Origin of the sequence: Polynucleobacter difficilis (assembly GCF_003065365.1) — a bacterium.
Lineage (GTDB): Bacteria > Pseudomonadota > Gammaproteobacteria > Burkholderiales > Burkholderiaceae > Polynucleobacter > Polynucleobacter difficilis.
In genome coordinates this window covers 225,853-250,588 of sequence record NZ_CP023276.1, presented here as the reverse complement: position 1 = coordinate 250,588, position 24,736 = coordinate 225,853, and the positions used below count along the sequence as shown (strand labels likewise).

General features: G+C 47.4%; 27 protein-coding genes. 6 read left to right on the top strand and 21 right to left on the bottom strand.

Translation table 11 applies throughout. From position 1 onward, the window contains the following. Window positions 1–2: 2 nt before the first annotated feature. The 14 genes from gmd to pyrR form a co-directional block, all read right to left on the bottom strand. Entirely contained in the window at window positions 3–1,157 is a 1,155-nt protein-coding gene (gene gmd / locus AOC34_RS01325) for a GDP-mannose 4,6-dehydratase (RefSeq protein WP_108468413.1), read from the bottom strand. Window positions 1,158–1,439: 282 nt separating this feature from the next. Beyond that, window positions 1,440–2,540: a lipopolysaccharide heptosyltransferase I gene (gene waaC, locus AOC34_RS01320; RefSeq protein ID WP_108468412.1), complete on the bottom strand. Its 1,101-nt coding sequence runs from the start codon at window positions 2,538–2,540 to the stop codon at window positions 1,440–1,442. 85 nt (window positions 2,541–2,625) lie between these two features. Next, on the bottom strand, window positions 2,626–3,711 hold the full coding sequence (locus AOC34_RS01315) for a glycosyl transferase family 90 (protein WP_108468411.1): 1,086 nt from the start codon (window positions 3,709–3,711) through the stop codon (window positions 2,626–2,628). Between the two features lie 2 nt (window positions 3,712–3,713). Next, the gene (gene rfbC, locus AOC34_RS01310; RefSeq protein ID WP_234408119.1) at window positions 3,714–4,286 is read right to left on the bottom strand and encodes a dTDP-4-dehydrorhamnose 3,5-epimerase; all 573 of its coding nucleotides are present in this window, start codon (window positions 4,284–4,286) and stop codon (window positions 3,714–3,716) included. Window positions 4,287–4,302: 16 nt separating this feature from the next. Then, entirely contained in the window at window positions 4,303–5,217 is a 915-nt protein-coding gene (gene rfbA / locus AOC34_RS01305; protein ID WP_108469982.1) for a glucose-1-phosphate thymidylyltransferase RfbA, read from the bottom strand. Between the two features lie 52 nt (window positions 5,218–5,269). Further along, window positions 5,270–6,286, bottom strand: a complete 1,017-nt coding sequence (gene rfbD / locus AOC34_RS01300; protein ID WP_108468410.1) for a dTDP-4-dehydrorhamnose reductase — start codon at window positions 6,284–6,286, stop codon at window positions 5,270–5,272. 37 nt (window positions 6,287–6,323) lie between these two features. Continuing rightward, window positions 6,324–7,382, bottom strand: coding sequence for a dTDP-glucose 4,6-dehydratase (gene rfbB / locus AOC34_RS01295; RefSeq protein ID WP_108469981.1), 1,059 nt, complete (start codon window positions 7,380–7,382; stop codon window positions 6,324–6,326). A gap of 65 nt (window positions 7,383–7,447) precedes the next feature. After that, complete coding sequence (locus tag AOC34_RS01290; protein ID WP_108468409.1) at window positions 7,448–8,311, bottom strand: FkbM family methyltransferase; 864 nt, start codon at window positions 8,309–8,311, stop codon at window positions 7,448–7,450. Between the two features lie 108 nt (window positions 8,312–8,419). Further along, window positions 8,420–9,220: a DUF5672 family protein gene (locus AOC34_RS01285; protein WP_159074765.1), complete on the bottom strand. Its 801-nt coding sequence runs from the start codon at window positions 9,218–9,220 to the stop codon at window positions 8,420–8,422. 29 nt (window positions 9,221–9,249) lie between these two features. Beyond that, window positions 9,250–10,092: a glycosyltransferase family 2 protein gene (locus AOC34_RS01280; RefSeq protein WP_108468407.1), complete on the bottom strand. Its 843-nt coding sequence runs from the start codon at window positions 10,090–10,092 to the stop codon at window positions 9,250–9,252. A 3-nt stretch (window positions 10,093–10,095) separates the two neighbouring features. Next, window positions 10,096–11,034, bottom strand: a complete 939-nt coding sequence (locus tag AOC34_RS01275; protein ID WP_108468406.1) for a DUF6492 family protein — start codon at window positions 11,032–11,034, stop codon at window positions 10,096–10,098. 53 nt (window positions 11,035–11,087) lie between these two features. After that, the gene (locus tag AOC34_RS01270) at window positions 11,088–12,524 is read right to left on the bottom strand and encodes a glycosyltransferase family protein (protein ID WP_234408118.1); all 1,437 of its coding nucleotides are present in this window, start codon (window positions 12,522–12,524) and stop codon (window positions 11,088–11,090) included. A gap of 56 nt (window positions 12,525–12,580) precedes the next feature. Further along, complete coding sequence (locus AOC34_RS01265) at window positions 12,581–13,534, bottom strand: aspartate carbamoyltransferase catalytic subunit (protein ID WP_108469979.1); 954 nt, start codon at window positions 13,532–13,534, stop codon at window positions 12,581–12,583. A gap of 20 nt (window positions 13,535–13,554) precedes the next feature. Beyond that, window positions 13,555–14,079, bottom strand: coding sequence for a bifunctional pyr operon transcriptional regulator/uracil phosphoribosyltransferase PyrR (pyrR, locus tag AOC34_RS01260; protein ID WP_108468405.1), 525 nt, complete (start codon window positions 14,077–14,079; stop codon window positions 13,555–13,557). A 243-nt stretch (window positions 14,080–14,322) separates the two neighbouring features. Between pyrR and vapB the strand changes: the two genes are divergently transcribed. Next, complete coding sequence (gene vapB / locus AOC34_RS01255) at window positions 14,323–14,562, top strand: type II toxin-antitoxin system VapB family antitoxin (protein ID WP_199908306.1); 240 nt, start codon at window positions 14,323–14,325, stop codon at window positions 14,560–14,562. Next, window positions 14,562–14,963, top strand: coding sequence for a type II toxin-antitoxin system tRNA(fMet)-specific endonuclease VapC (vapC, locus tag AOC34_RS01250; protein ID WP_108468404.1), 402 nt, complete (start codon window positions 14,562–14,564; stop codon window positions 14,961–14,963). Before vapB ends, vapC begins: the two co-directional genes overlap by 1 nt. An 8-nt stretch (window positions 14,964–14,971) precedes the next feature. On the opposite strand, the gene ruvX is transcribed toward vapC, so the two are convergent. The 3 genes from ruvX to AOC34_RS01235 form a co-directional block, all read right to left on the bottom strand. Next, window positions 14,972–15,409 carry a Holliday junction resolvase RuvX gene (gene ruvX / locus AOC34_RS01245; RefSeq protein WP_108468403.1) on the bottom strand — a complete coding sequence of 146 codons (438 nt, stop codon included), beginning with the start codon at window positions 15,407–15,409 and terminating at the stop codon, window positions 14,972–14,974. Window positions 15,410–15,463: 54 nt separating this feature from the next. Next, complete coding sequence (locus AOC34_RS01240; protein ID WP_234408164.1) at window positions 15,464–16,051, bottom strand: YqgE/AlgH family protein; 588 nt, start codon at window positions 16,049–16,051, stop codon at window positions 15,464–15,466. Between the two features lie 135 nt (window positions 16,052–16,186). Next, window positions 16,187–17,011 (bottom strand): YdcF family protein, encoded by an 825-nt coding sequence (locus AOC34_RS01235; protein ID WP_234408117.1) that lies wholly within the window; start codon window positions 17,009–17,011, stop codon window positions 16,187–16,189. Window positions 17,012–17,163: 152 nt separating this feature from the next. On the opposite strand from AOC34_RS01235, the gene AOC34_RS01230 reads away from it, so the two are divergent. The 4 genes from AOC34_RS01230 (at window position 17,164) to AOC34_RS01215 (ending at window position 21,170) form a co-directional block, all read left to right on the top strand. Then, window positions 17,164–17,460 (top strand): CCDC90 family protein, encoded by a 297-nt coding sequence (locus AOC34_RS01230; RefSeq protein WP_108468400.1) that lies wholly within the window; start codon window positions 17,164–17,166, stop codon window positions 17,458–17,460. Window positions 17,461–17,499: 39 nt separating this feature from the next. After that, window positions 17,500–19,020 (top strand): cryptochrome/photolyase family protein, encoded by a 1,521-nt coding sequence (locus AOC34_RS01225; RefSeq protein WP_108468399.1) that lies wholly within the window; start codon window positions 17,500–17,502, stop codon window positions 19,018–19,020. Between the two features lie 124 nt (window positions 19,021–19,144). After that, complete coding sequence (locus AOC34_RS01220; RefSeq protein WP_108468398.1) at window positions 19,145–20,278, top strand: ATP-binding protein; 1,134 nt, start codon at window positions 19,145–19,147, stop codon at window positions 20,276–20,278. Window positions 20,279–20,324: 46 nt separating this feature from the next. Next, window positions 20,325–21,170, top strand: a complete 846-nt coding sequence (locus tag AOC34_RS01215; protein WP_108468397.1) for a symmetrical bis(5'-nucleosyl)-tetraphosphatase — start codon at window positions 20,325–20,327, stop codon at window positions 21,168–21,170. A 21-nt stretch (window positions 21,171–21,191) separates the two neighbouring features. Here AOC34_RS01215 and hemL read toward each other — a convergent pair whose 3' ends face one another. From hemL to AOC34_RS01195, 4 genes are read right to left on the bottom strand one after another with little or no spacing between them, the layout of a single operon-like run. After that, window positions 21,192–22,487, bottom strand: a complete 1,296-nt coding sequence (gene hemL / locus AOC34_RS01210) for a glutamate-1-semialdehyde 2,1-aminomutase (RefSeq protein ID WP_108468396.1) — start codon at window positions 22,485–22,487, stop codon at window positions 21,192–21,194. 47 nt (window positions 22,488–22,534) lie between these two features. Beyond that, entirely contained in the window at window positions 22,535–22,705 is a 171-nt protein-coding gene (locus AOC34_RS01205; protein WP_108468395.1) for a rubredoxin, read from the bottom strand. Window positions 22,706–22,763: 58 nt separating this feature from the next. Continuing rightward, window positions 22,764–24,266: a THUMP domain-containing class I SAM-dependent RNA methyltransferase gene (locus tag AOC34_RS01200; RefSeq protein WP_108468394.1), complete on the bottom strand. Its 1,503-nt coding sequence runs from the start codon at window positions 24,264–24,266 to the stop codon at window positions 22,764–22,766. 41 nt (window positions 24,267–24,307) lie between these two features. After that, window positions 24,308–24,733, bottom strand: a complete 426-nt coding sequence (locus AOC34_RS01195; RefSeq protein ID WP_108468393.1) for a CopD family protein — start codon at window positions 24,731–24,733, stop codon at window positions 24,308–24,310. Window positions 24,734–24,736: the final 3 nt, after the last annotated feature.

Sequence of the window (24,736 nt, the reverse complement as noted above, 5' to 3'; positions counted from 1 at the left end):
ATTTAGCTCTCCTTGCCGACAGCCACAGAGTAACCATGGTTTTTTAATAGGGCATGCTGGCTTGCTTGATCAAGGTCATTAACCACCATCTCGACGATTATTTGATCGAGGGTGATTTCAGGAACCCAACCAAGTTTTTCTTTTGCTTTAGCAGGGTCACCCAAGAGAGTTTCGACTTCGGTTGGACGATAATAACGAGGATCGATTTGCACAATCATATCGCCGACTTTTAGTGCTGGGGCCTTTTCACCTTCAATAGCAGCCACAATTGCTTTTTCATTCTCAGCAGCGCCTTCAAACTCGAGTGTGATGCCAAGTTGCTGAGCGCTACGGATAATAAATTCCCGAACTGTAAATTGAATGCCGGTAGCAATCACAAAATCTTCAGGTTTTTCTTGCTGGAGCATGAGCCACTGCATACGCACATAGTCTTTAGCATGACCCCAGTCACGCAAAGCATCGATATTACCCATATATAGGCATTTCTCCAAACCTTGGGCAATATTGGCTAGACCTCTAGTCACTTTACGCGTTACAAAGGTTTCACCACGACGTTTGGACTCATGATTAAAGAGAATGCCATTACATGCGTAAATGCCGTAGGCTTCACGGTAGTTGATTGTGATCCAGTAGGCATACAGCTTAGCTACTGCATAAGGACTGCGTGGATAAAAAGGAGTGGTTTCTTTTTGCGGGACCTCTTGCACTAAACCATAGAGCTCAGAAGTGGATGCTTGATAAAAACGGGTTTTCTTCTCAAGGCCCAGGATACGAATAGCCTCTAACATACGTAAGGCGCCAATTGCATCCACGTCTGCCGTATACTCGGGAGACTCAAAAGAGACTGCTACGTGAGACTGCGCACCTAAGTTGTAAATCTCATCGGGTTGGCACTCTTGAATGATGCGCACCAAGTTACTGGTATCGGTTAAATCACCATAATGCAAAATCAAATCAGGATGACCAACATGGGGGTCCTGAAAGATATGATCAATACGCTCGGTATTGAAAGAAGAGGCACGACGCTTAATGCCGTGAACAATATACTTTTTTTCTAACAAAAACTCAGCAAGGTATGAACCATCTTGGCCAGTGATGCCGGTGATGAGGGCGACTTTTTGCGCAGTGAATTTTGCAGTTGAGTTATTACTGGTCATTTATTCCTCTTATTGATCTATTCATTCAGCTTATTGAATGCTTAATTGGGTATCAAGCCCGCTAATGCCAGAGCCGCCGCAAAGAATGACTGGTGTGACTAAAGAAGATCTGCTGCTGCTCATGAATTAGGCTATCGAAACTTTTATGGTTTCTATAAAGAAAGAAAGCCTATTTTATCTGAACAATCAAAAGTGCTAGGATTAAATTCAGCCCCCAAGACGCTCTTAATTGACTGATTTATATGACCTAAATGCTATAAATCCTAAGGCGCCTATTCTTTACTAGCACCCCTCTTTTAATAGCGCCCCAGCGGCCTGTAATACTGCATTAGCTTGGGGAATACTCTTAAAGTCCCCCAAATTAATGATATTGCCGCTCCAATAGCCTTCTGTCTTCCATCTCGGGGAATCGCAGTAAATCTCAATCGTAGGCTTACCCAGTACCGCAGCCAAGTGGGTTAAGCCGGTATCCACACCGATGGTCAGCGCAGCATGCGCCACTAAGGAATAGGCCTCCTCAATCGAAAATGCCCTTGGCACAATAGCCCCAGGAACTTGACTTGCCATGAGTGCGCTGATTTTCATTTCCTCAGGGCTGCCCCACGGAAAAATCACTTGGTAGCCTTGGTTCGATAAAGCTTTGCCTAGTTCAACCCAGTGCTCAGTGGGCCAGCGCTTCGCCGCTCTTGCTGTTGAATGGAAGCACGCCACATAAGGAACTGCTACGCCATTAGGCAATTTCCTCAAACCTTCGAATGCAAGGGGCGCTAAATGCTCTACAAATTTAGGGGGATAAAAAAGAGGTGGCTCGCTACGACGGTCAAACAAAGGCCAATCAAAGGCTGAGCACATCACCCAGCGCGAGCGATCAATCGCATGGCATTTAAGAGGCACATGCACCGATTGGTTATAAAACACTCTCGCCATCGGCTCATAGCCCGAGTGTTCTGTTGCATTGCCCAGACCGGCAATAACTGCATTCTTTGATTTTTTAGCTAGCGCGCAGACTAAAGCAGACTTCAATAGACCTTGGGTTTCAATTACGATGTCATAGCTCACCGACTGGAGTAATTTGCGCATGGCAAAAAACTCGCGCCAGGTTCGAATAGAAAAGATACTTTTTCTCCAGCGCCGAAAGGCCACCGGAATAATCCGATCAATGCCTTTGAATGTGGCCGTTGTTCTCAGCGGCTCCAGTAAATGCACATAGGCCTCTTCCACAATCCAATCAATTTGGGCATCGGGTAAGCGCTTGCGTAAATCCCAAACGATGGGCAGGTTATGCAGCACATCGCCTAAAGAGGAGAGCTTCACCAATAGTATTTTTGGCGATTGAGTTACTTGCTTTAAATCAGAAGCTGGGGCATGGCGCTGAATTATCATTCCAGCATTATCGTATTTTTCAAATGAGTAGCACACGTTCCCTTAAGTCAAGCTGAATGCGAGCCCTAAGCAAGCCGGCAACACCTTACTGGATAGGCCTATTCGCTGACGCAGACCCACTTTCTAGCAAAGCATTATGGATACGTTGAAGCGCATCACTAATCGCCAAGTCATATGACAAGTTGGAAGCTAATTCTGCACCTTTTTGGCCTATCAGCATGGCTTTATGATCATTCGCTATGAGCCACTGGGTTTTTTCAACCAAATCCCCCATGCCTGATTCTATGGGTACAAAATGTTCCCACGGAATGAGCCTATCGTAATACCACTGCCGAAAACCATGTGGTGACGCAATCTTCATTACAGCGGATTTCGAAAAAAGCTTTTGGAATAAGCCGGCCCATGCATTTGAATTGCCATCGATATCAATTTGATACTTATATTGATTGCTTAAAATAATGGGCACGTAAGCGCGCATTAAGCCAGAAGCCTCAAGCGAATTTTTCTCCACCTTCGGTATTTGGGCTAACCCACTTAAGCCCACATCAAATAAGCTACTTACTTCTGGATCAGAGCAAATTTCACATAACTGAATGCGAGGTATGGTTCTCCATGAATCCCCCGATCGTATCCCCGTAGTATTGCCGCGCCAAAATGCCACTGGTCGTCTCTGTTCCCATGCAACCGGATTAGCATCAAACTGATTGCGAGTTTTGAGATACCCTTTTGTTTCTAAAAAATCGGTATCCGGAATTAAAATCTGCCCCCCACGATTCGAACAAAATGCCAAGCCATCGGTCTCAGCAGCATCGTCTAGATTGAGGAACATTGACCCCGCAATAAAGTAACTCGATTTATGAAACGACACTATTAGAGTTAACAACATCATTAATCGGACCGCAATAAAGTGCTTGCGCTCTTTTGAAAGATTTGGATTTAGTTTAAAAACACATAAGTCAGGTTTATATGCATCCCAATGAACGCCTATATGTCTTGGAATTTGGGTATCAGCCTCTATCTGAATTTTTACCGGAATTGCATTCTGAGTTAATAGGTGACTTGCCTCTTCCCACTTATCATCAGCAGTGAACTGTGCTAATTTCTTTACATCATTACTTTCAAATAACTTTAGCAGTGCTTTTCTATAAATTTTTTCAAAAAATGATTGCATTATTAAAACTTTGGAGCAACATCCCACGCTAGTCCGGCAGCGTCTTTGGCATTGAGTAGTGCCTGCTTACCAAGCGGGATAGGCCAATCTATTTTTACCGTGGGGTCGCACCACGATAGGCATGCTTCGCTAGTAGGATCGTAGTAATCGGTCGTTTTGTATAAAAACTCAGCCGTTTCCGACAGAACTAGGAATCCGTGAGCAAAACCGGGTGGCACCCACATCTGTTTGTGGTTATCAGCCGAGAGCTCAACACCCACCCACTCACCAAAGGTGCTGGAGTCTTTTCTTACATCAACCGCAACATCAAACACCGCACCTGACGTCACCCGCACTAATTTGCCTTGAGTATGCTTAAGCTGGTAATGCATTCCCCGTAGCGTCCACTGCCGAGAAAAAGAATGGTTATCTTGAACAAACTGTACATTTAGGCCCGTTGCTTTTGCAAAGTCATTGGCATTAAAGGATTCGGTAAACCAGCCGCGGTTATCGCCAAATACCTTAGACTCCAAAATCAGAACTTCTGGAATCGCGGTTGGCGTGGCCTGCAGTTTCAGATTGGAATCGGCTGTCATTGCGGTATCTTTTATATTATTTTTTTCTGGATAGGCCAATGGGCTGGGCACTAGCATTGAGTTCATTCAGTATTCTTGTTAAATACTGACCGTAGCTGTTTTTCTTGAGCTGGTCGGCCACCTTTTGCACCGTCTCGGCGCTAATCCAGCCTTGGCGGTAAGCAATCTCTTCAGGGCAAGCCACCATCAAACCTTGGCGCTTTTGCAGGGTTGCGATAAAGCCCGCCGCGTCAAGTAAAGAGTCGTGCGTTCCCGTATCCAGCCAAGCAAAACCGCGACCCATGATCTCGACGCTGAGTTGATTTTTATCCAGGTAGGTCCGATTAATGTCGGTAATTTCTAACTCGCCTCTAGCGCTGGGCTTAATCGAGGCAGCAATATCACACACCTGATTGTCATAAAAATACAGGCCCGTTACTGCATAGTTGCTTCTGGGTTTGAGGGGCTTTTCTTCGATCGAGAGGGCTTTGTAATCTTTATCAAACTCCACTACGCCATACCGCTCTGGATCGGTGACGTGGTAGGCAAACACACTTGCGCCACTGCTTCGATCGTTTGCGCTATTAAGCTGCCCAACCAGCTCATGGCCATAAAAAATGTTATCGCCCAGCACCAAGGCACTGGGACTATTACCAACAAAGGATTTACCCAGAGTAAATGCTTGCGCCAAACCATCGGGCGAAGGCTGCACGCAGTATTCAATGTTAAGGCCCCACTGCGAACCGTCACCCAGTAATTCAGTAAAACGGGGAGTATCCTGCGGAGTCGAGATCAGCAAAATATCCCGAATGCCGGCAAGCATCAGAGTTGTTAAAGGGTAATACACCATCGGCTTGTCGTAGACCGGCATCAGCTGTTTAGAGACGGCTTGCGTCACGGGATACAAACGTGTACCCGAGCCCCCTGCCAGAATGATGCCTTTGCGCTTAATTGAATTCGTTTGATTTGCCACCATGAATGCCTTTAAATACTTTTAAATGCGTTTAAAGAAGTTTTCGGAGTGCCAAGTCTTGAACATAGGCTGCGACTTGCGACTCCCAGGATTGAGCTAATAACGGTGATTTTGTCATATCTCCCAAATCACCCGATGCTTTATCCAGCGCCCTATCTAAAGCGGCATCAGCGCCCCTCTTCATACGTGAGTTCATCGGCCTTGGGGCTGGTAAGGGGTAATCTGTGGCGGGGATGGCCGCAATAGCATCTGGAAGAAGCTTAAGCGCTGCGCCTGCATCGAACGCCGCCTGAACTGCGTGACACGCCAAGGCATGCCAAGTCGTTTCCCCTAGGGGCACCGCATGGTAAATCCCCGATGGAAATGGCTTTAACTGATGCTGTTCATTCAGCACTAAAGCCAAACTGACCTCTGCTAACCAAGTGGCGCTGGTTGGTACGCCATATTGATCGGCAATGACTTTAAGGGTTTCACGCTCTTTGGCTAAGCGCAATATCGTACGAATAAAGTTACCCCCATCGCCATAGACCCAGCTCGTGCGAAGAATGGCGTATTGTGCGTATTGCGCTTTTACTGCTAAATCAGATATTTCTGCATTACTGTGATGATTCGTTTTAAAAACAGCCTCAATTGCTTCTTCCCCGGCTGCCTTACTTTTGCCATAGATTCCTAGGGGATTACGAACATCACTCTCTATATAGGGGGTTTTCTTACTGCCATCAAATACGTAGTCGGTGGAGTAATGCAACAAACTAGCGCCATTTGCAACTGCATACTGCGCCATAATTTCTGGGGCTTTGGCATTTATCGCATAAGCTAAATCCACTTCGGTTTCTGCTTTATCTACGGCTGTATAAGCAGCGGCATTAATCAGCAAATCTGGCTTGACTCGATTGAGTAGTTCTGCAATCGCATCTGAATTACTCAGGTCGCATTTAGCACGGCCAACATACTCGATGTGGTGTATTTCACCCGCCTTACTCGCATCAAAGACGACCTTAAACGCTTTACCGAGTTGGCCATCTTTACCAAAAACGAGAATGTTCATCTGGGCAATCTATGTAGTTATGCTGTTAGCGGTGTATTTAGTTGTATTGTTTTTGCAACCACTCGCGATACGATCCGCTCACCACGCCTTCAATCCAAACTGGGTTATCTAAATACCACTGCACCGTTTTTTTAATGCCAGTGTCAAAGGTTTCTTTGGGTTTCCAACCAAGCTCCCGATTGAGTTTGCTCGCATCGATTGCATAGCGGCGGTCGTGACCAGGTCTATCTGTAACAAAGGTAATTTGCTCGGCATAGGATTTTTTGTCTGCCCTTGGCTTGAGCTCATCCAAGATCTGGCAAATGGTTTTGACCACATCGAGATTGGCTTTTTCATTCCAGCCGCCGATGTTGTAGGTTTCACCCAACTTGCCTTTGGCAAGCACTTCCCGAATGGCTGAGCAATGATCGCTTACATAAAGCCAATCACGCACTTGCTGGCCATCACCATAAATGGGCAAGGGCTTACCTTTCAAGGCATTGAGAATCACCAGCGGAATGAGCTTTTCTGGCAAGTGATACGGCCCATAGTTATTCGAGCAATTGGTGGTGACGACCGGAAAAGCGTAGGTATGAAACCAAGCCCGCACTAAATGGTCTGAAGCGGCTTTCGATGCTGAATAGGGGCTATTCGGCTCATAAGAGTTAGTTTCAGTAAAGGCGGGATCACTTGCCGATAAAGAACCATATACCTCATCCGTGGAAACGTGGTGAAAGCGAAAGGCTGCTTTTTTAGACTTATCTAGATCGTTCCAATAGCTCCTTGCGCACTCCAGTAAATTAAAGGTGCCGACAATATTGGTTTGCACAAACTCTGCCGGACCATGAATTGAGCGATCCACATGGCTCTCGGCAGCAAAATTCACAATCGCTCTAGGCTGATGCTCTTTTAGTAGTTTTGTAACGAGCTCTTGATCACCGATATCGCCATGGACAAAAATATGCCGAAGGTCACTCTTTAAAGAATCGAGCGTAGCTAAATTGCCCGCATAGGTTAATTTATCTAAGTTAACAATGCCTTCGGCTTTTGGGTCTTTAAGCCAATCGAGAACAAAATTACCGCCAATAAAGCCGGCACCGCCGGTTACTAAAATCAATTTAGATTCCCTTTTTGTCAAACTACATACTGCTTTTAATTTGAAAGCCGAAACACAGCCAATTTCTACAAAAGTTGCTCTACTGAAGCTACATTCATGCCATCAAATTGAGTGCACTGATCAAACTCCGCTAGGTAAGCCGCATTTGTAAACGATTTTATTAGTTTATTCATGAGGCGGCTCTGGTATTTTTTAGTAGTCAGGTGATAAAAGTTGCTGTACCCCATCTCTATCAAGAGTACCCTTGTCTTTTCGGCCTCCTCTTTGTTAAAGGCCTCCCAATAGACTATTGGCTGGTTAGCGCTAATAATTTTTCTGAGCCCTTCCACCACAAATGGCTCGTGACCCTCAACATCAATCTTAATTAAAGCAATTCTCTGCTTTAGATTCAGTGCCTCAATCACCTCATCGCCTACCGCCACATCAATCATGATTTGATTGGTAGCGTCTTCGTCTTTTTTAGACAACTCGGAAATAGTGTTATTTGTATTTCTTGAATTACCCTTATCAATACCCATTTTAGTGTTGGTATTGGATAAAGCTTTTTCAATCAGAGTGATGTTCTGAGCCTGATTTAAAAAAAGATTGGCTTTGAGTAAGAGGCAGTTATTGGGTACCGGTTCAAAGGAGATAACGGCGTCAAAGTGCTTTGAAAAAAATAAACTGTGGTTACCAATATTCGCACCAATATCAAGTGCAACCCCCTTTTTGTCTTTTATTAGGGCGCACATACCTTGTAACAACTCGCGCTCATAAAACCCATTCAGGATGATGGATTGGCATATGGAGTCATAGGGCATGGTCCAGAAAGCACATTGAGCAGTCTTTTGGTTTCTATTTAGCAACTTCAGTGCTGGCTTGAGAATAAAGTCGCGATACTTATTTTTAAGAAAGCTAGCAATGAAAGGATTATTAGTTACTTTTTTCATATATTTTAGATAAATTCATTTCAATTGCTGCTTTGGCTATCGAAGTAACCATCATGGCATCTGCACAGTTATTTTTATGTATCAATTTTATATCTATTATCAATGCTATTAATACATTAGCCTTAACTTCGTTCTAACGTAATTTTTGCGCATCCTCCACCGAAAGCTCACCCGCCTCCAAATCGACTTTGCAAGCTCTTTATTCTGGTGTTCAATCAAATACTGCATTAAATCGTAGGTATCCACCCCACCCAAATACGCATCAGGTAGTAGTTGCAGAAATTCAGTGAGCTCGTGCGGATTCAGCGCTTTGCCGAAGTTAAAAAACCCATGGAATCCGAAGGCAGGGTGCCAGTCACTGCGCTCTACTGCAAATTGCTCTGCAACATTCGTTGGCGCAAACCGAATGCCAAATTCATTCTCTAAAGTTGCTTTGTTATCGACACAGACGCAAAAGTCTTCGGGGTGGTGCTTTGTAACCTTTGGGCTCTCAAGCGCTTTGAGTAACTTGACTGAGCGGAGTGAAAAGCCGCCATTGCCCACGGGTGTATCCGGATGGTGGGGCCAAATTGCACCGATGTAGTCGTATTGCAGAAAATCATCGACCCACAGCTCAGGATGAAGAATGAAGCTATCCCACTGAATAATTAAGACGTGGGTGCCGGCAACGTATTGACGTAAGCCCGTGAGTAGTAAATCAGAGTAGTCCTTGGTGGTTTTGATTGGTGGGGCCTGAACGAAGTCTATCCCCTCTGCTTGATTGGGCTCTTTACCCAACTTGGCTAAATCTGTAATCAGAACTATTTTGCCAAAATTCGCTTGCTCTAGGCACTTCTGCATTGCGTAAAGTGCGAGCGTCGGATCTCTTGTTTCAACACAAAGCAGAGTGATGCTAGATAGATTAAGCATAAGTAGAATGTATATCCATATAAGGCTTACTATTCTCTATCTTGTTTTTTACTAGATAAAGCGTTGCTGAATTTTTTGTATAACCTCGCTGGCTTTAGTCGTGAACCAAGGTATTGAATTGAAAACATTCTTCTGAAATGGGCTTTTCTTCTTCTCAAGTATTTCTCAAGTCGATAGGGCGTGCGTTGGATTCTATATATAAATAATGTCTTGGCCCCAAGATAGTGCCTTATAAGATCACGGTCTTTTTTACACTCTTGAGCAGGCAGTTGAACAGTGTCGTAGGAGATGCCTGCAGATACTTCATCCTCTACTTGCCCATGAAAATTTACTAATCTATCTTCGTTAATAACTAGGTTTAATGGGTAGGCAACTTCGTTGATATAAGTGTCGTATTGATTGTATGCACTAAATCTGTTAGTAATTTCATACCATTTTCTTGGAACCACTGGAGATATTGTTGCATCTAAACAATACTTCTCCCAGTACGGATGGATATTTCGGGGATTCAAAATAACAAATTGCTCACCATACTCACCGATCACAACATCCCAATTTGACCCAACCATTTTTAAATCGTCATTCCATAGCCAAAACCACTTGCCTGATGAAATCGTGAACGCATTATTTATGTAGTGATGTAAGCCATAATAACCATGGCGCTTTGAAACAATCTGGAGCACTTTAAAATCAAACTTTAGCTCCTTAAAGCCTTCTATTGTTTCCAAATCGTCTTCGTCAAAGATAACAATAGCCTCAATATTTTTTGGATCAGCGCAAGTCTTTCTCAAGCTGTCCAATGATGCTTTAAGCATGTCAAGCCGCTTTCTACTGGGTATTAAAAAGCTTACTAACGGCTGTAGATTTGTCATACTCTAAAAAAATACTCTGAAAAAAATGCGCAACTTAAAGTACAGTTTCTTAAGAAGGCGCTTGGTTGAACGCAACACCCGCGAAGCAACGCTCTTCTTGCTAGGGCCATAGTCACCCCAGCTCTCCCAGTTCGATTGATAGACCACCCCTAAGCAATCTTTAGCTAGGATTGCCTCTGTGTATCCCAGCAGCCGATCGGCCCAAAGCTGGTGCTCGTAGTGGTAATGCTTAAAGAGCTGTTCTCGAGGGTAGATGGGAATGGCCCTGAAATTGATTAGGGATTCGCCATACCAAGTGAATTCCGAAGCACAGAGCTCAACCGCATCTAGAAAGCTCATGCCATTGGGTGTGAGGTAATTGCTATCCAGAGACTGCCATACCTTACTACTCCATAAAAAGGGAGCATAGCCAAAATCATAGGTCACGCCCTCTCTGCCCAAAGCCTGCCTTATAGGTACACGGTCATTTAAAAAATGCTGGCGGATTTGTTTAGGGCCAAAGCGATCGGTTGCTTGTAAGACATCCCTGCCCTCATGAACGATGGAATATGGAATGTCATCTTTGACAATAAAATCACGTTCATCAAAGTCTCGGATAAAAATACAATCCGCATCCAGTACCAAATAGTTTTCTGAAAGGCCCAAGCGCCAGAATTCCGACTTGATGACCTGCTGGCGCAGGCCGCCGCGGACTTGATATAACTTCGTAATATCGAGTTTCGGGTTTTTCTCAAAAATCTCTTGTTCATTAAAGACCGTCACATCAAATGCGGAGAGGTATTCCTTAAAGAGGGAAACATCCTCTTCGGGAACCGATACGTAGAACGGAATGTTGGCCTTATTGTGCTTTTGAATACTCTGTGCCAATTTCACCGTTCGTTTTAAGTCTTTTCGAAAGGTGCAGCTGTACAGAACAAGATTACGCACAGATTGATTGGTCATAGAATAGGATTGATTGAATTAGGAAATGATTAAAGCAACAAGGGCGGTAAATTTCATTGGGCTTTTGCCGTTTGCATGGATTCTAATAATTGTAAGATTCTTTGCGCCGCCTGATCCACCCCAATGGGTCTCCAGGCCAATTGCATCAGGTTTTTCTGCTGCCAGCCCAGCCAAATTCGCTCTAGGGCCGCATCAATCGAAGCCGCATCATCAGCAGCGCTAATATAGGCATTGCGCTCAGCCAGCAAGGCATTCATCTGGGGATTGCGGTGAGTAATGGCCCAAATGGGTCTACCCATCCAAAAGTACTCGTACATCTTCGATGGAATGTACTCGGCACACCACTCATCATCGCCGTGTAGCAGTAAAAGTACATCGGAAGCCTGCATGCGCTCCGCAATGCGCTCGCGCCCAGATTTACCAGTGACAGGGTCTTTTTCAATTCGGCCATGCTCGATCACTAGATCGGCAAACCCATGCTGACTAATAGCATCTGCCGTTAAAGAATCAACTTTGGCCCCATACACATGCACCTGAATAGCATTACGTGCTTCTGGATGGTTTTTAAAGAGCATTGGCAGTCGGTTGAGGATCGTCGAAATCGATCGGTTCTTGGCCAAAGAGCCAAAGTGGCTAATCACCAAATGGATTCCGTAGTGATGGGGCTGCATTTCTTTTGCTCGTTCTTCTACTCTTTTTTGTTCTTGCTTTTGTTCTACCTGCTGAGTGACTAGGTTTATTTCCTCAGGGGCTCCGGGCGGCTCTGCCCCCGGAATCACCATCACCCCTTTGGCATTGCCAGGTTCATTTAAGTTGGGATTGCGGAGCTTGGCGTAATGCACGGCGCCTTCGGTAAACCACCAAGCAAGATCGGCATGTTTGCAGATTTGGGTCTCTAACCACTTACGGAATCGGGCATCGCGATTGCGTGGAGTTACAAAACCCAAATCGTCTGGGCTATTGCGGATAACAAGCGGATCATGTATCTCGGTCATCCAAAAGACTCCAGTACTCTTTTTGAGCCATAAGGCTGCCAGCTGCGCAGACCACGCCCCTGCAGTGGAATACACCAAATCCACTTGCTTATTCTGAATAAGTTTTTTTCCATGCAAGTAAGCAGGCATGGCCCAGGACCACTGATTTGATAAGCCTAAGAGGATTCGCTCTAAAGCAATGAACGGAGCCAGCAGGATTGAAACGGTAGTTGTGACGACTTTATAGGGGAGGCCACGACCGTATTGATTAGCAAACCAATGCCGAAAGTCAAAGCGAAAGGCAGCTGGCCCCCAAGCTAAAAATTGATAGTGTGGAAAGCGAGTATCTTTGATACCCGTAATCGAACTAAACACCGTAGGTTTTACCCCGGCCTGTAAAAAATAAGGAATCTTATCGGTAATGGTTTGGCTCGCTGCCCTGCCATCCATATTGAATGCATGCGACAGAATGAGCCAGCGCTTACGATTGGTAATCCGGGGTAATGGAGCCGTCACTGTATTAATTAGGGGAGTTGTAGTAGTGCTTAATCGTGGCTCTTAGTCGGATAATCTTAATTACCCGCCACAATCGACATCACTGCCATGCGCACTGCAATACCAAAGGTCACTTGTTTCAGTATGACCGACTGCGCGCCATCCGCTACTTTGGAGTCAATCTCAACGCCGCGGTTCATCGGGCCAGGGTGCATGACAATCGCATCGGGCTTGGCCAAAGCCAGGCGCTCTTCGGTTAAACCAAACTGCTTAAAGAAGGCATCTCCTTCAGGCACCTTACCGGCTTCCATACGTTCTTTCTGAATGCGCAGCGTCATCACGACATCCACTCCGCGTAAGCCCTCTTCCATACTATGAAAGACCTTTACACCCAGCATATCCAAATCATTCGGCAATAAGCTTTCTGGGCCAATGGCACGGATATCAGTACAGCCCAGCGCCGTTAGCGCATGAATGTTGGACTTAGCTACTCGGCTATGGACGATATCACCCACAATCGCTACCTTGAGCTTACTAAAGTCTTGCTTAAAGTGGCGCATGGTGTACATGTCGAGCAAACCCTGCGTCGGGTGCTGATGGCTGCCATCCCCCGCATTAATTACATGCACATAGGGTGGCACATGATTAGCAATTTCAATCGGAGCCCGCGATACGCTGTGGCGCACGACAAAGATATCGGCCTGCATCGCAATCAAATTATCGATGGTGTCAATTAGACTCTCGCCTTTGGTAGTGGACGAGGTGGAGATGTCCAAATTAATTACATCGGCCGATAAACGCTTGGCAGCAATCTCAAAGGTGGTACGCGTACGGGTAGAGTTTTCAAAAAAGAGATTGAATACACTTTTGCCGCGCAGCAGTGGCACTTTTTTTACTTCACGCGCTGGGTCGGTCACGCTAACAAACTGCTGAGCCGTATCCAGAATATGCAGGATCTGCTCTTTGGGCATACCCTCCAAGGTCAGCAAATGGGTGAGCTCACCTGCCTCATTAATTTGATTAGTCTGCATGGCTTGCTTGATCTGAATACTCATACTCGTTCCTCCAGAACAAAGCGGAATGTGTATTGGTCGCTTTTTGCATCTGAACTGTGCTTTTCCAATGCGAGTATCTGGTGGTCTGGCACGCTCACATGTTCACCCACAAAATCAGCGGCGATAGGCAACTCCCGCTTGCCGCGATCCGCGAGTACCATCAGTTCGACACTAGCCGGGCGGCCAAAATCAAATAATTCATTTAAGGCGGCGCGCACCGTTCTGCCCGTCAGCAGGACATCGTCAATCAGTACGATGTGCGCGCCCGCCACTTCAAACGGTAAGTGGGTAGCCATACTGTCTGCAGAGCGTATTGCAGCTAGACCCTTTTCAGCATAGTCATCCCGATGAAAGGCGACATTAATCACACCGTAGTTTGGGAAACCTAAATCGCGTGCCAAGCGCTCTGCAATCCATGCGCCTCCAATTGCTAAACCAGCGAGCAGAAATGGTGGATTGGTTTTGGATGTTCGGGCCTGCAGTTGGGCTAGCAGCTTTTTGTACAGTAACTCGGCGTCCATCCTGGTGTCCTGAAAGGGTTTATCTCGCATGCCCGTGCATCTGCACACAAGATGTTGATTCACTTATTTTATTGCCCTAGCTGTACCCCAAGCGTTTTTTTGCATAAATAGGGCCAAAAGGTCCTTGCACCCCTACTTACCTAAAGAATTTCTTGCGGCTTTTCTGTCCCTAATAAATCCATCGACTGGCAACATTCCGCTTAAATATGCTATATACTAATGCTATATACATAGGAGCAAGTCATGACTATCGCCATCACTACGGTTTTTAGCAATAACCGCACCCAAGCGGTTCGCCTCCCCGCAGAAGCGCGCTTGCCTGATGAGGTCAAGCGGGTCATCGTTCGCATTCGGGGCCGGGAAAGAATCATTACCCCGATTGAAAATACCTGGGATGCCTTTTTCTTAAATGGTCCTTTAGTCACCAATGACTTTTTGAATGAGCGCGGCGTTCAAACGCCGGTTGAGCGCGAAGGTCTGTAATGCTCAAGTATTTGCTCGATACCAACATCGTGATCTATGTCCTCAAACGCAGACCAAAAGAAGTATTGGGAATTTTTAATGCTAATGCCAGTCGTATGGCAATTTCGAGTATCACCTTATCTGAACTCTTTTACGGAGCAGAAAAAAGTGTGAAAACCGATCAGAATTTAGAGGCAATTGAAGAATTTGTCAGTCATCTTGAGGTCCTACCCTATGATGCAAAAGCATCACAACACTACGGCCGAATTAAAGCTGCGCTAGAGAAAAAAGGGCAGATCATTGGAGAGAATGACATTCATATTGCAGCCCATGCTACTAGCCACGGCTTGATTCTGGTGACGAACAATTTACGTGAATTTAAACGGGTGCCTAATTTAGCCCTAGAGAATTGGGTATCGTAGTTATCCTCCTAACTCTCGCCCAAACGCTCCAAAAAATACTGCTCCAAAATCAATCTGGCCGATTCAGAGTCAAGGCCGCCATCTTTCTTGCTCGCTTGGCTTTTCTTAAAACTGGGATCGTTTTCAAGTATGGCCGAGGTGTAGCGCTCGTCTACCCAAGCGACAGGCAAGCCAAAACGGCCATGGAGTTGATTACCAAAGCGCCGGGCTTTTGCTGTCATAGCGTGTTCTGCACCATCGGGATGGCAAGGTAGACCCACTACCAATTGATCCGGCGCCCATTCTTTTATTTGGGCAGCGATCAGGGCAAAACGGACATCGTCCTGGTCAGTGGTAATGGGGGCCAAGGATTGACTCGAGCCTGTAATCGAATTGCCCACCGCCAAACCAATGCGGCGTGTACCAAAATCAAATGCGAGGGCAGTAATAGCCTTTGCCCCCATCATCCAGTCAGCCTCGTATTGCTTTGCGACCGGATGATGGTCAGACTAGTGGCTGCGTTACGCATGCCCTACTTGCCCCGATAGATCCGCAGGATCAAAACCCAAGGCCTGCATGGCCCGCTGATAGCGCTGTGCTGCTGGTGTATTAAAGATGATCTCAGCCATTTGCGCGCGACTGAGCTCGGCATTAATCCACCCATTCAAGGCAATCTCTTCCTCTAACTGGCCAGCGCTCCAGCCTGCGTAACCCAGGGTCATGATGAACCGTTTTGGCCCATTGCCTTTAGCGACTGCTTCCAGCACATCTTTCGATGTAGTCATGGTGAGGCCGCCCGGCACAGTTAAGGATGAGCTGTAACTTGTAGCAGTATTAACTGAAGGATCAACGCTGGCCCCAGCATCTGTAGCACTGAAGTGGGACGGTTCATGCAATACAAAGCCGCGCTCGGTTTGTACTGGGCCGCCAAAATAGACGGCTTGATCGGCAAACGGCGTGATCTCTAACTTGAGCTCGATTTTATCGAGCAAGGTCGATAAATTGACGTCGGTTGGGCGGTTTACTACTAGGCCCATAGCACCTTTAGCATTGTGCTCAAAGAGGTAGACCACCGAACCGGCAAACTGCTCATCCAGCATACCCGGCATGGCCAGTAAAAATTGGTTGGCTAGTTGGCTGCTCGGCTGCGGCGTTGCGTCTGGAAAAGCCGAGGCCGAACCCGGGCCCTCTGCATCTCTTGGGCCTTTGCTGCCGGAGGTTTTCTTGGGAACGCTCATGTCATTTCATTTTACCGAAAATGCCCCTTTACCGGTAATCCAATAAGCGACAATCCCCACCAGTTCATGAATCAAGCGATTCCATTGATCGCCACCCCCAACTAAATCAAAGCGATGCCAGCTGGTTTGTTTACTGGTTTGATAATCGACTGATAGCGGTACAAGTAGCAAACCTTGTTGTTTGGCAGCCTGCATTGAGCGCAGCATGTGACTTGCAGAGGTAATGAGTAGCCAGGGCTTGAATGGGGTGCCCTCTTTTTCTGCAATCCCATCGATGATTTTTTTGGAGTAGAGCATATTCTCATAGGTATTGCGCGATTGATTCTCGTAATAACCGGGATGACTACCTAGACCTTGTTCTTGTAGCAACTGCTTAAACGCATCAGCTTCTGAGAGCCCTTGCGGTAGTAAGCGGCCTGAATAGCCGCTAAAGATAAAAGGTAGCTCCGGATACTGGCGCAGCAACTGAAATGCTTTTGTTACCCTCTCAGCGGCGGAGCCAATCGATACCTCACCACGATCACGAGTAATGGGCCCGCCTTCGATTGCACCACCCAATATCAGAAGGCCGCCGATCTGATTTAGTTGTTCTGGCGTTATTGGCGTCTGCGGTACCGCATCTTCCAAGATGCGCATGGCCAACTGCGAAGTTGGCATATAGCCAATGAAGAATCCCAAACAGAGTGCAATGCCCAATACTCGCTTCACGAGATGATTCTTACGCAGCAATAAAAATAGCAACGCAAAAGCAATCAGAATCATGAGCCAATTGAGGGGCTCAATCAGGATGTGCACTACCTTGGAGAAAACGAAAAAAATACTATCCATCATTTAGTTCATTTATTTGAGTCATTATTCCTACTGACTATACCGCGATCTTGATTGCAATCACCCTACCGTCCTACAAACTATTTTCTTACTTTGAACTTTAGACTATTGACATTAAAATTTGGGGGTTCACGTGTTCACTTTATTTGACTTTCATGATCCATCGTCCCGTAGATACCTACTGCATCATTAAAAACCTACAGTCCAGTGGGTTTACAGAGCCTCAGGCAAAAGCGATCCTGGATAGTATTTACGAGAATGATCACCACGAACACTATGCAACCCAAACCCAAATGCAAGAAGTGAAACATGAAATCAATGCCCTTCGGATCGATATTCAATGCATTCATACCCAACTGAGTGTGATCGAACATAAATTGGTTTACAAGCTTGGTGGTATTTTGATTTCAGGGGTAGCTATTTTGGGGATCTTAGACCGCTACTTTGCTTAAGTTTCACCCGATTTTCTATAAAGCCCTAAGATAGCGGCTATGGCCCTATCGAATACCCCTTCTCCCGCCTTTTCACCTGCCCATTCTCATCCCGCTAGCCTGGTTTGGCTCCGCCGTGACCTGCGGCTCTATGACCATACTGCGCTTAGCCATGCTCTTGCATCCAGCAAATCAGTTTGGGTCGCATTTATGTTCGACACAACGATCTTGGAGCCCTTAAAAGAGAGTAAGAGTGGCGCGCTCACAGCCGATCGGCGCGTGGACTTTATTTGGCAGGGCATTGACCAAATTGATGCCGCCCTTCGCAAGCAAGGCGGTGGCCTCATCGTTCGCTATGGCAAACCGACTGAATGCATCCCCAAAATCGCAAGCGATCTTGGGGTTTCTTGTGTGATGGTCAATCACGACTATGAGCCCAGTGCAATTGAGCGCGATGCTGTGATTGCATCTTCCCTTGAAAAGCAAGGCATTGCTTTTGAGTCTTTTAAAGATCAAGTGATCTTTGAAAAGAAAGAGGTGCTGACTAACTCAAGCACGGTGTTTTCTGTATTTACGCCCTTTAAAAATGCTTGGCTTAAGCGCCTCAATGAAGGTGATCTTGCGCCCCATGCATGTAATGCAAAGCCTGGGCAATTCGCAGTTATTCCCAAAAAACTGGATTTAGGCATTCCGTCGCTCGAGTCGATGGGCTTTTGCGCAACTGGCATCGAATCGTACTTGCCCCCGGGTTCAGATGGTGGCGAGTCTTTTTTAGAAGACTTCTTAAAGCGCATCGATCAATACCAAATTGGTCGGGATTTTCCAGCGATCAAGGGTGTGAGTTATTTATCCACTCACTTACGCTTTGGCATGCTCTCGATTCGGGGCCTGGTAAGGGAAGCCCATCGGCGGATGCTGGCTGGCAGCATGGGCGCCACCATCTGGCTAAGCGAACTCATTTGGCGTGACTTTTATTTCATGATTTTGGCAAATCACCCTCGACTCGCCAGCGGCGCAGCATTTAAGCCCGATTACGATGGCATCGTCTGGGAGAGTGGCGCCACTGCCAAGAAACGCTTTGCGGCCTGGTGCGATGGTAAGACCGGCTACCCCTTGGTCGACGCCGCTATGCACCAACTCAATCAAAGCGGCTATATGCACAACCGCCTGCGCATGATCGTGGCCAGCTTCTTAACCAAAGACTTGGGTATCGATTGGCGCTGGGGCGAAGCCTACTTTGCAAAACACCTCAATGACTTTGAGTTCTCATCGAACAACGGTGGCTGGCAATGGGCCTCTTCCTCTGGATGTGATGCACAGCCCTATTTCCGAATCTTTAACCCCACCACCCAGTCGCAGCGCTTTGATCCGCAAGGTAAATTCATTCGTCGCTACATTCCTGCTTTAGAAAAGCTCTCGGATAAATCAATCCACGCCCCATGGGAAGCGGGTCACATTGAATTAGAAGCCGCAGGTATTTTGCTCGGTCGCGATTACCCCCTGCCCATCGTGAATCACGACGAGGCTAGAAAAGAAACCTTAGTGCGGTATAGCGTGGTGAAGAAGGTTGCCTCAGCCTAAACGGGGCGACCCCTTCTCCTCACTGTAGCCACCCCATCCGGTCTAATCTAATTAAATTACGACTTTTTTACATATAATTGGATAAAAGTCGCGACTTTTATCCAATTGACTATATAATAGTCGCATGAAACGTTATCTCGACCAGATTGTTCTCAAAGACCTTGCCAGCAAGGCTGTGGTCTTAACCGGCCCTCGGCAGGTGGGTAAAACTACCCTCAGCCGGCAGTTGATGGGCAAGTTCAACCAGGCCCAATACCTCAATTGGGACGTGCTTGCGGACCGCATGGTTTTACAAAATCAATCCTGGAGTCCGGCAGCCGATCTCTTGGTAATGGATGAAATCCATAAAATGCCCAACTGGAAAACCTGGTTGAAAGGCGTCATCGATGCGCGCCCTAACGGCCAAGCGCTGCTCGTTACCGGTAGCGCCCGAATGGATACCTTTAGGCAATCCGGTGAATCTTTGGCGGGGCGCTATTTTTCATTTCGATTGCATCCGATTTCAGTGCGCGAATGGTGCACTCAAGAAGGAGTAAGTCCAGCAATTGCACTGGATCATTTGCTAGAGCGTGGCGGATTTCCGGAGCCCTGTTTAGCTCCAAATGCAATAGAGGCAGACCGCTGGCGCGCACAATACTTTACCGATCTGATTCGCGAAGATGTGTTGGAGTTCTCACGCCTTCATGAAATTACAACAATGCGCCTCTTCATTGAATTATTGCGTGAACGGGTTGGATCGCCCCTATCCCTTGCGTCCATTGCACGTGACTTAGCAGTCTCCCCCACTACCCTAAAACACTATCTTGAAATCCTAAAAGCCCTGTTTATTGTTTTCACGATCCAGCCCTGGCACCACAACATTGCTCGGTCCATGCTGCAGATGCCAAAGGTGTATTTTTTTGATACGGGACTGGTGCGCGGCGACCCAGGGATTCGCTTAGAAAATGCCGTTGCCGGCATGCTACTCAAACAAACGGATTTTCTGCGGGATAGCACTGGTCAAGACGCCGGTCTTCATTACGTTCGCACCAAAGATGGTGCTGAAGTAGATTTTGCCCTCAGTGATGGGCAACAGTTAAGCCATCTGATTGAATGTAAATTAAGCGATACCAAGCCCCACACTGCATTAACTCGGTTTGCTGCTCAGTTTCCACAAGCCAATGCAGTGCAGCTTGTTTTTAATTTAAGGCAAGAGGAATTCCGAAATGGCATCGCCATTACCGATGCTGCAAAATGGTTAAATGGGCTAGCAGCTTAAGTACTAGCGCTATACCCATTCACTCTTAATCAACTACACTTTGTCTATGTCATCCGTTTACGCTATCGGCGATGTGCAAGGCTGTTTAGTGCAGCTCGATGCACTGATTGCCAAATTGCCCAAGAAATCAAAACTCATTTGCTTGGGTGACCTCGTCAATCGGGGCCCAAACTCTCTTGGAACATTGCGTCGCCTCAAAAAACTGCAAGAGCAAGGCATTGCCGAATGCATCCTTGGCAACCATGACCTCAATCTCTTAGCGCGGGATGCGGGCCTGCGGGGATCGCGCCCACTCGATACGCTTGACGGCATCTTAAAAGCCAAAGACCGCCCAGAACTGATCGATTGGCTGCGCCATCGTCCTATGGCCCTTAGCAATGGCCATGCCTTACTGGTTCACGCAGGCGTGCTGCCAGATTGGGATTTAAGCCAAACCCTGGAATATGCCCATGAAGTGGAGAAGGCCCTTCGCAAATCATCTTACAAACGATTTTTGGCTGAGATGTATGGCAATACGCCAACCAAATGGAGTAATTCCTTAAAAGGAAACGATCGCCTGCGCGTCATCACCAATGCCCTAACGCGCCTGCGTTTTTGCACACCCAAAGGCCAAATGGAGTTTGAGAGCAAAGAGGGATTGGATGCAAGCCCGAAAGGCTACCTACCCTGGTTTGAAGTCAAACAGCGCAAGACCGCAAATACCCATGTCATTTTTGGGCACTGGTCTACGCTCGGATTAATTCAGAAACGCAATGTCAGTGGGCTGGATACCGGCTGCGTCTGGGGTGGCAAGCTCACCGCAGTGGAAGTTCCCGACCCTTCTTCGACGGGTCGTTCAAATAAATACCGCATCGTGCAGGTAGCAGGCTACGACCATCCGTTACGGATGTAAACCTGCAGTCTTATCAAATAGCTATTTCAGTTTGGCAAAGGCTTTTTTTGATGCAGTAATGATCTCATCCAGTACGGTATTGTCATGCGCTATCGACGTAAAGCCGGCCTCATAGGCGGATGGAGCCAAGTAGACGCCTTCATCCAGCATCGCATGAAAGAAGACCTTAAACGCATCAATATTGCTCTTGGTTACCGCATCAAATGAGGTGGGCACTTGATCGGTAAAGTAAAAACCAAACATACCGCCTACGCTATCAGTAGAGAATGGGATGCCGGCTTCATCTGCTGCCTGTTTCAGGCCCGCCATCAGCTTACTGGTTTGACCTCCGAGGCAATCAAAAAAACCATCCCGCGAAATGATTTCCAAAGTCTTCATGCCGGCCGCAACGGCAACCGGATTACCAGACAAGGTACCCGCCTGATACACGTTGCCGATCGGTGCCAACTTCTGCATGATCTCTTTTTTGCCGCCAAAAGCAGCCATCGGCATACCGCCACCCATGACCTTGCCAAGGCAGGTCAGATCCGGCGTAATGCCTTGCAGGCTTTGCGCCCCACCGAGTGCCACCCGAAAGCCCGTCATCACTTCGTCGTAAATCAAGACGCTGCCATGGTGCTGGGTTAACTTACGGATTGCTGCTAAAAATTCTGGTTTGGCTTTAATCAGGTTCATATTGCCAGCGATGGGCTCAATGATCACGGCTGCAATTTGATCGCCGTGCAACTTAAAAGTTTCTTCAATCGCTGCCGTATCGTTGTACGGCAGCACCAAGGTGTATTTCACCAAGTCTTGTGGAACGCCGCCCGATGAAGGTGCATTTTGAGTTGAATCAGCAAAGGTGAGTAAGCCCGAGCCGGCCTTTACCAAGAGGCTATCGGCATGGCCGTGATAACAACCCTCAAACTTAATGATCAGATCACGTCCGGTATACCCACGCGCTAAACGCAGGGCGCTCATGGTTGCCTCCGTCCCGCTCGAGACCATCCGAATTTGCTCGACGCTGGGCATGATGGCGCAAATGCGCTCAGCCAATTCGATTTCACCAACGGTGGGGGCGCCATAACTAAAACTCAGGGTGGCCGCTCGCTGCACTGCCTCTACTACTTCGGGATTGGCATGGCCGGCGATCATGGGGCCCCAGGACATGATCAAGTCCACATAGCGCTTATCTTCAATATCCCAAAAGTGCGGGCCGAGTGCTTTCTTAATAAAGCGCGGGGCGCCGCCCACTTGACGAAAGGCTCTCACGGGGGAGTTCACACCACCCGGAATGGTTTTTTGTGCACGCTCGAATATGGTTTCGTTTAGGCCCATGTGATTCTCATTCGTTTTATTTGTTAATGTGTAATTTGCTTTAGAACTTAAATGGCCATCATTTCAAAATCATTTTTGCGTGCGCCGCACTCGGGGCAAGTCCAGTTCATGGGTACGTCTTTCCAGAGGGTTCCAGGCGCAATTCCCTCATCCGGCAAGCCGGCTGCCTCGTCGTAGACCCAACCGCAGATCAGGCACATATAGGTTTTGAATTCCATGGCGTTTTATCTTTCTATCTTCTTTTTTGTAGTGATAGTTACATCATCATTACTAATTCTAAATCGGCTTACCGGCAGACTCCAAACGCTCGGATCTAGAGCGCATTTCAAAGCGGAACAAACGGCACTCAAGCGGGCCATTAAAGAGTGGGGTGCGGCGTGACTCTTTGATCCGCAGCTGCCCTGGCAATGCCATATCGGCCGTCAAGATAAACACATGCCAGCCACCAAAGGCATCTTTCAAATGCTGGCCAAATTGCTTCATGAACTCTAAAAAAGCAGGATCGATTTCTTCTTCGGCCTGCAAGCGCTTGAGTGACTCACGGCTTGACCGCTTCGCGCTCTGCCGTCCAGTTTCAATGTTGTGACTGTATGGATCTGCATCATCGGCGTAGCCCTCGTCGTCGTAGCGACTCTGATCTGAGTCACGATCATCACCCCGGCCGCCTTTGATGCCCAGGCGTTGTCCGTAAGGGGGATTGAGTAAGGCCAGCGCTGGCAAGGCGTCTACGCCTCCTGAGCTACTGGCAATGGCAGGAGGCTTGGCCGCCAAGGCATCGACCTGGCGCACCACTGGCAAGCCCGGCAGCTGCGCACGCTGCCAGTTGGATTTGGTCATCGAGACCAGTTTTTCATTAATATCGCTACCGCTGATACCCAATGACTGCGCATCGGGAAATGCCTTACGCCGCTCGAGTATTTCTGCGAGGACGGCATCCTTCAGGGCTTGCCACTTTTTCTGTTCCGCACCAACCAAAAATGGCTTCAAACGTAAGAAACCAAAGCCATGCACCGATGTCACCAATGGACGATAAGCCAAGCGGCTGTGGGTCGTTTCTTTGCCAGCCTCGTCATACAAGCCCGCCCGAATTGCTCCCGACGGAATACCCATGGCGATTTGCGCTGCCTCAATTAAAAAAGTGCCGCTACCGCACATCGGATCAAACAAGGGCTGCTTCGGCTGCCAACCGGTTAAAGCCAGGATACCGGCAGCCAAGTTTTCTTTTAAAGGGGCATCGCCCTTTTCATCGCGCCAACCGCGCTTAAACAGAGCCTCGCCCGAGGTATCCAAATAGATCGATACATGAGTAGCAGTTAAGTGCGCTTGCACACGTACATCCGGAAAGGCCGTATCGATTGAGGGGCGATCACCCGAGACTTCACGCAAGCGATCGACAATCGCGTCTTTGATTTTTAAAGTCGCAAAATTCAAACTCTTCAGTGGTGAACGATGCGCAGTCACATCAACGCGCAGGGTTTGTTTGTGCGTAAACCACTCTTCCCAGGCGAGGCCATGCGCCAAGCGATATAAATCGTCTTCTTGGCGATAGGTGGATTCTGCCATTTGCAAGAGCACCCGGCTAGCAATCCGTGAATGCAAATTGAGTGCCATAGCGGCTGATAAGGGACCAGCCAAGCCAACCCCACCCGTCGGGCTCGTTGGGGTTGGATCAAGCACCCAAGCACCCTGGGCTTTGACTTCAGGGCGCTCGGCAATCTGCCGCAGCTCAGTAGCTAAGACTGTTTCCAATCCGCCGGGACACACTACAAAAAATCGCATGAAGAAAGCCTAGAAAATAAAAAAGGGAAATGCCGATTAGCTTATGGCTTGATCACGACGATGGCAGTGATGATGACAAGCAAGACCACGGGCACTTCATTAAACCAACGGAACCAAACGTGGCTGCGCTTGTTTTTGCCGGCTCGGAATTTTTTGAGCAAGGTGTAGCAGGAATGGTGGTATCCCAAAATGATCAGCACAAAAAGCAGTTTGGGGTGCATCCAGCCCGCACCGCGACCAATGCCAAAGTGGAGCCAAAGCACCACACCCAGCACTACCGCGGGCACCATCAAAATGGTCATAAACCGAAAGAGGCGATCCGCCATACCTAATAGGCGGGCATTGACTTCGGGATTGGTCTCTTGCGCCATATTGACAAAAATGCGCGGCAAGTAAAAAAGGCCGGCAAACCAGGAAGCGACTAAAACAATGTGGAATGTTTTCGTCCAAAGATACGCGTCACCCATTTT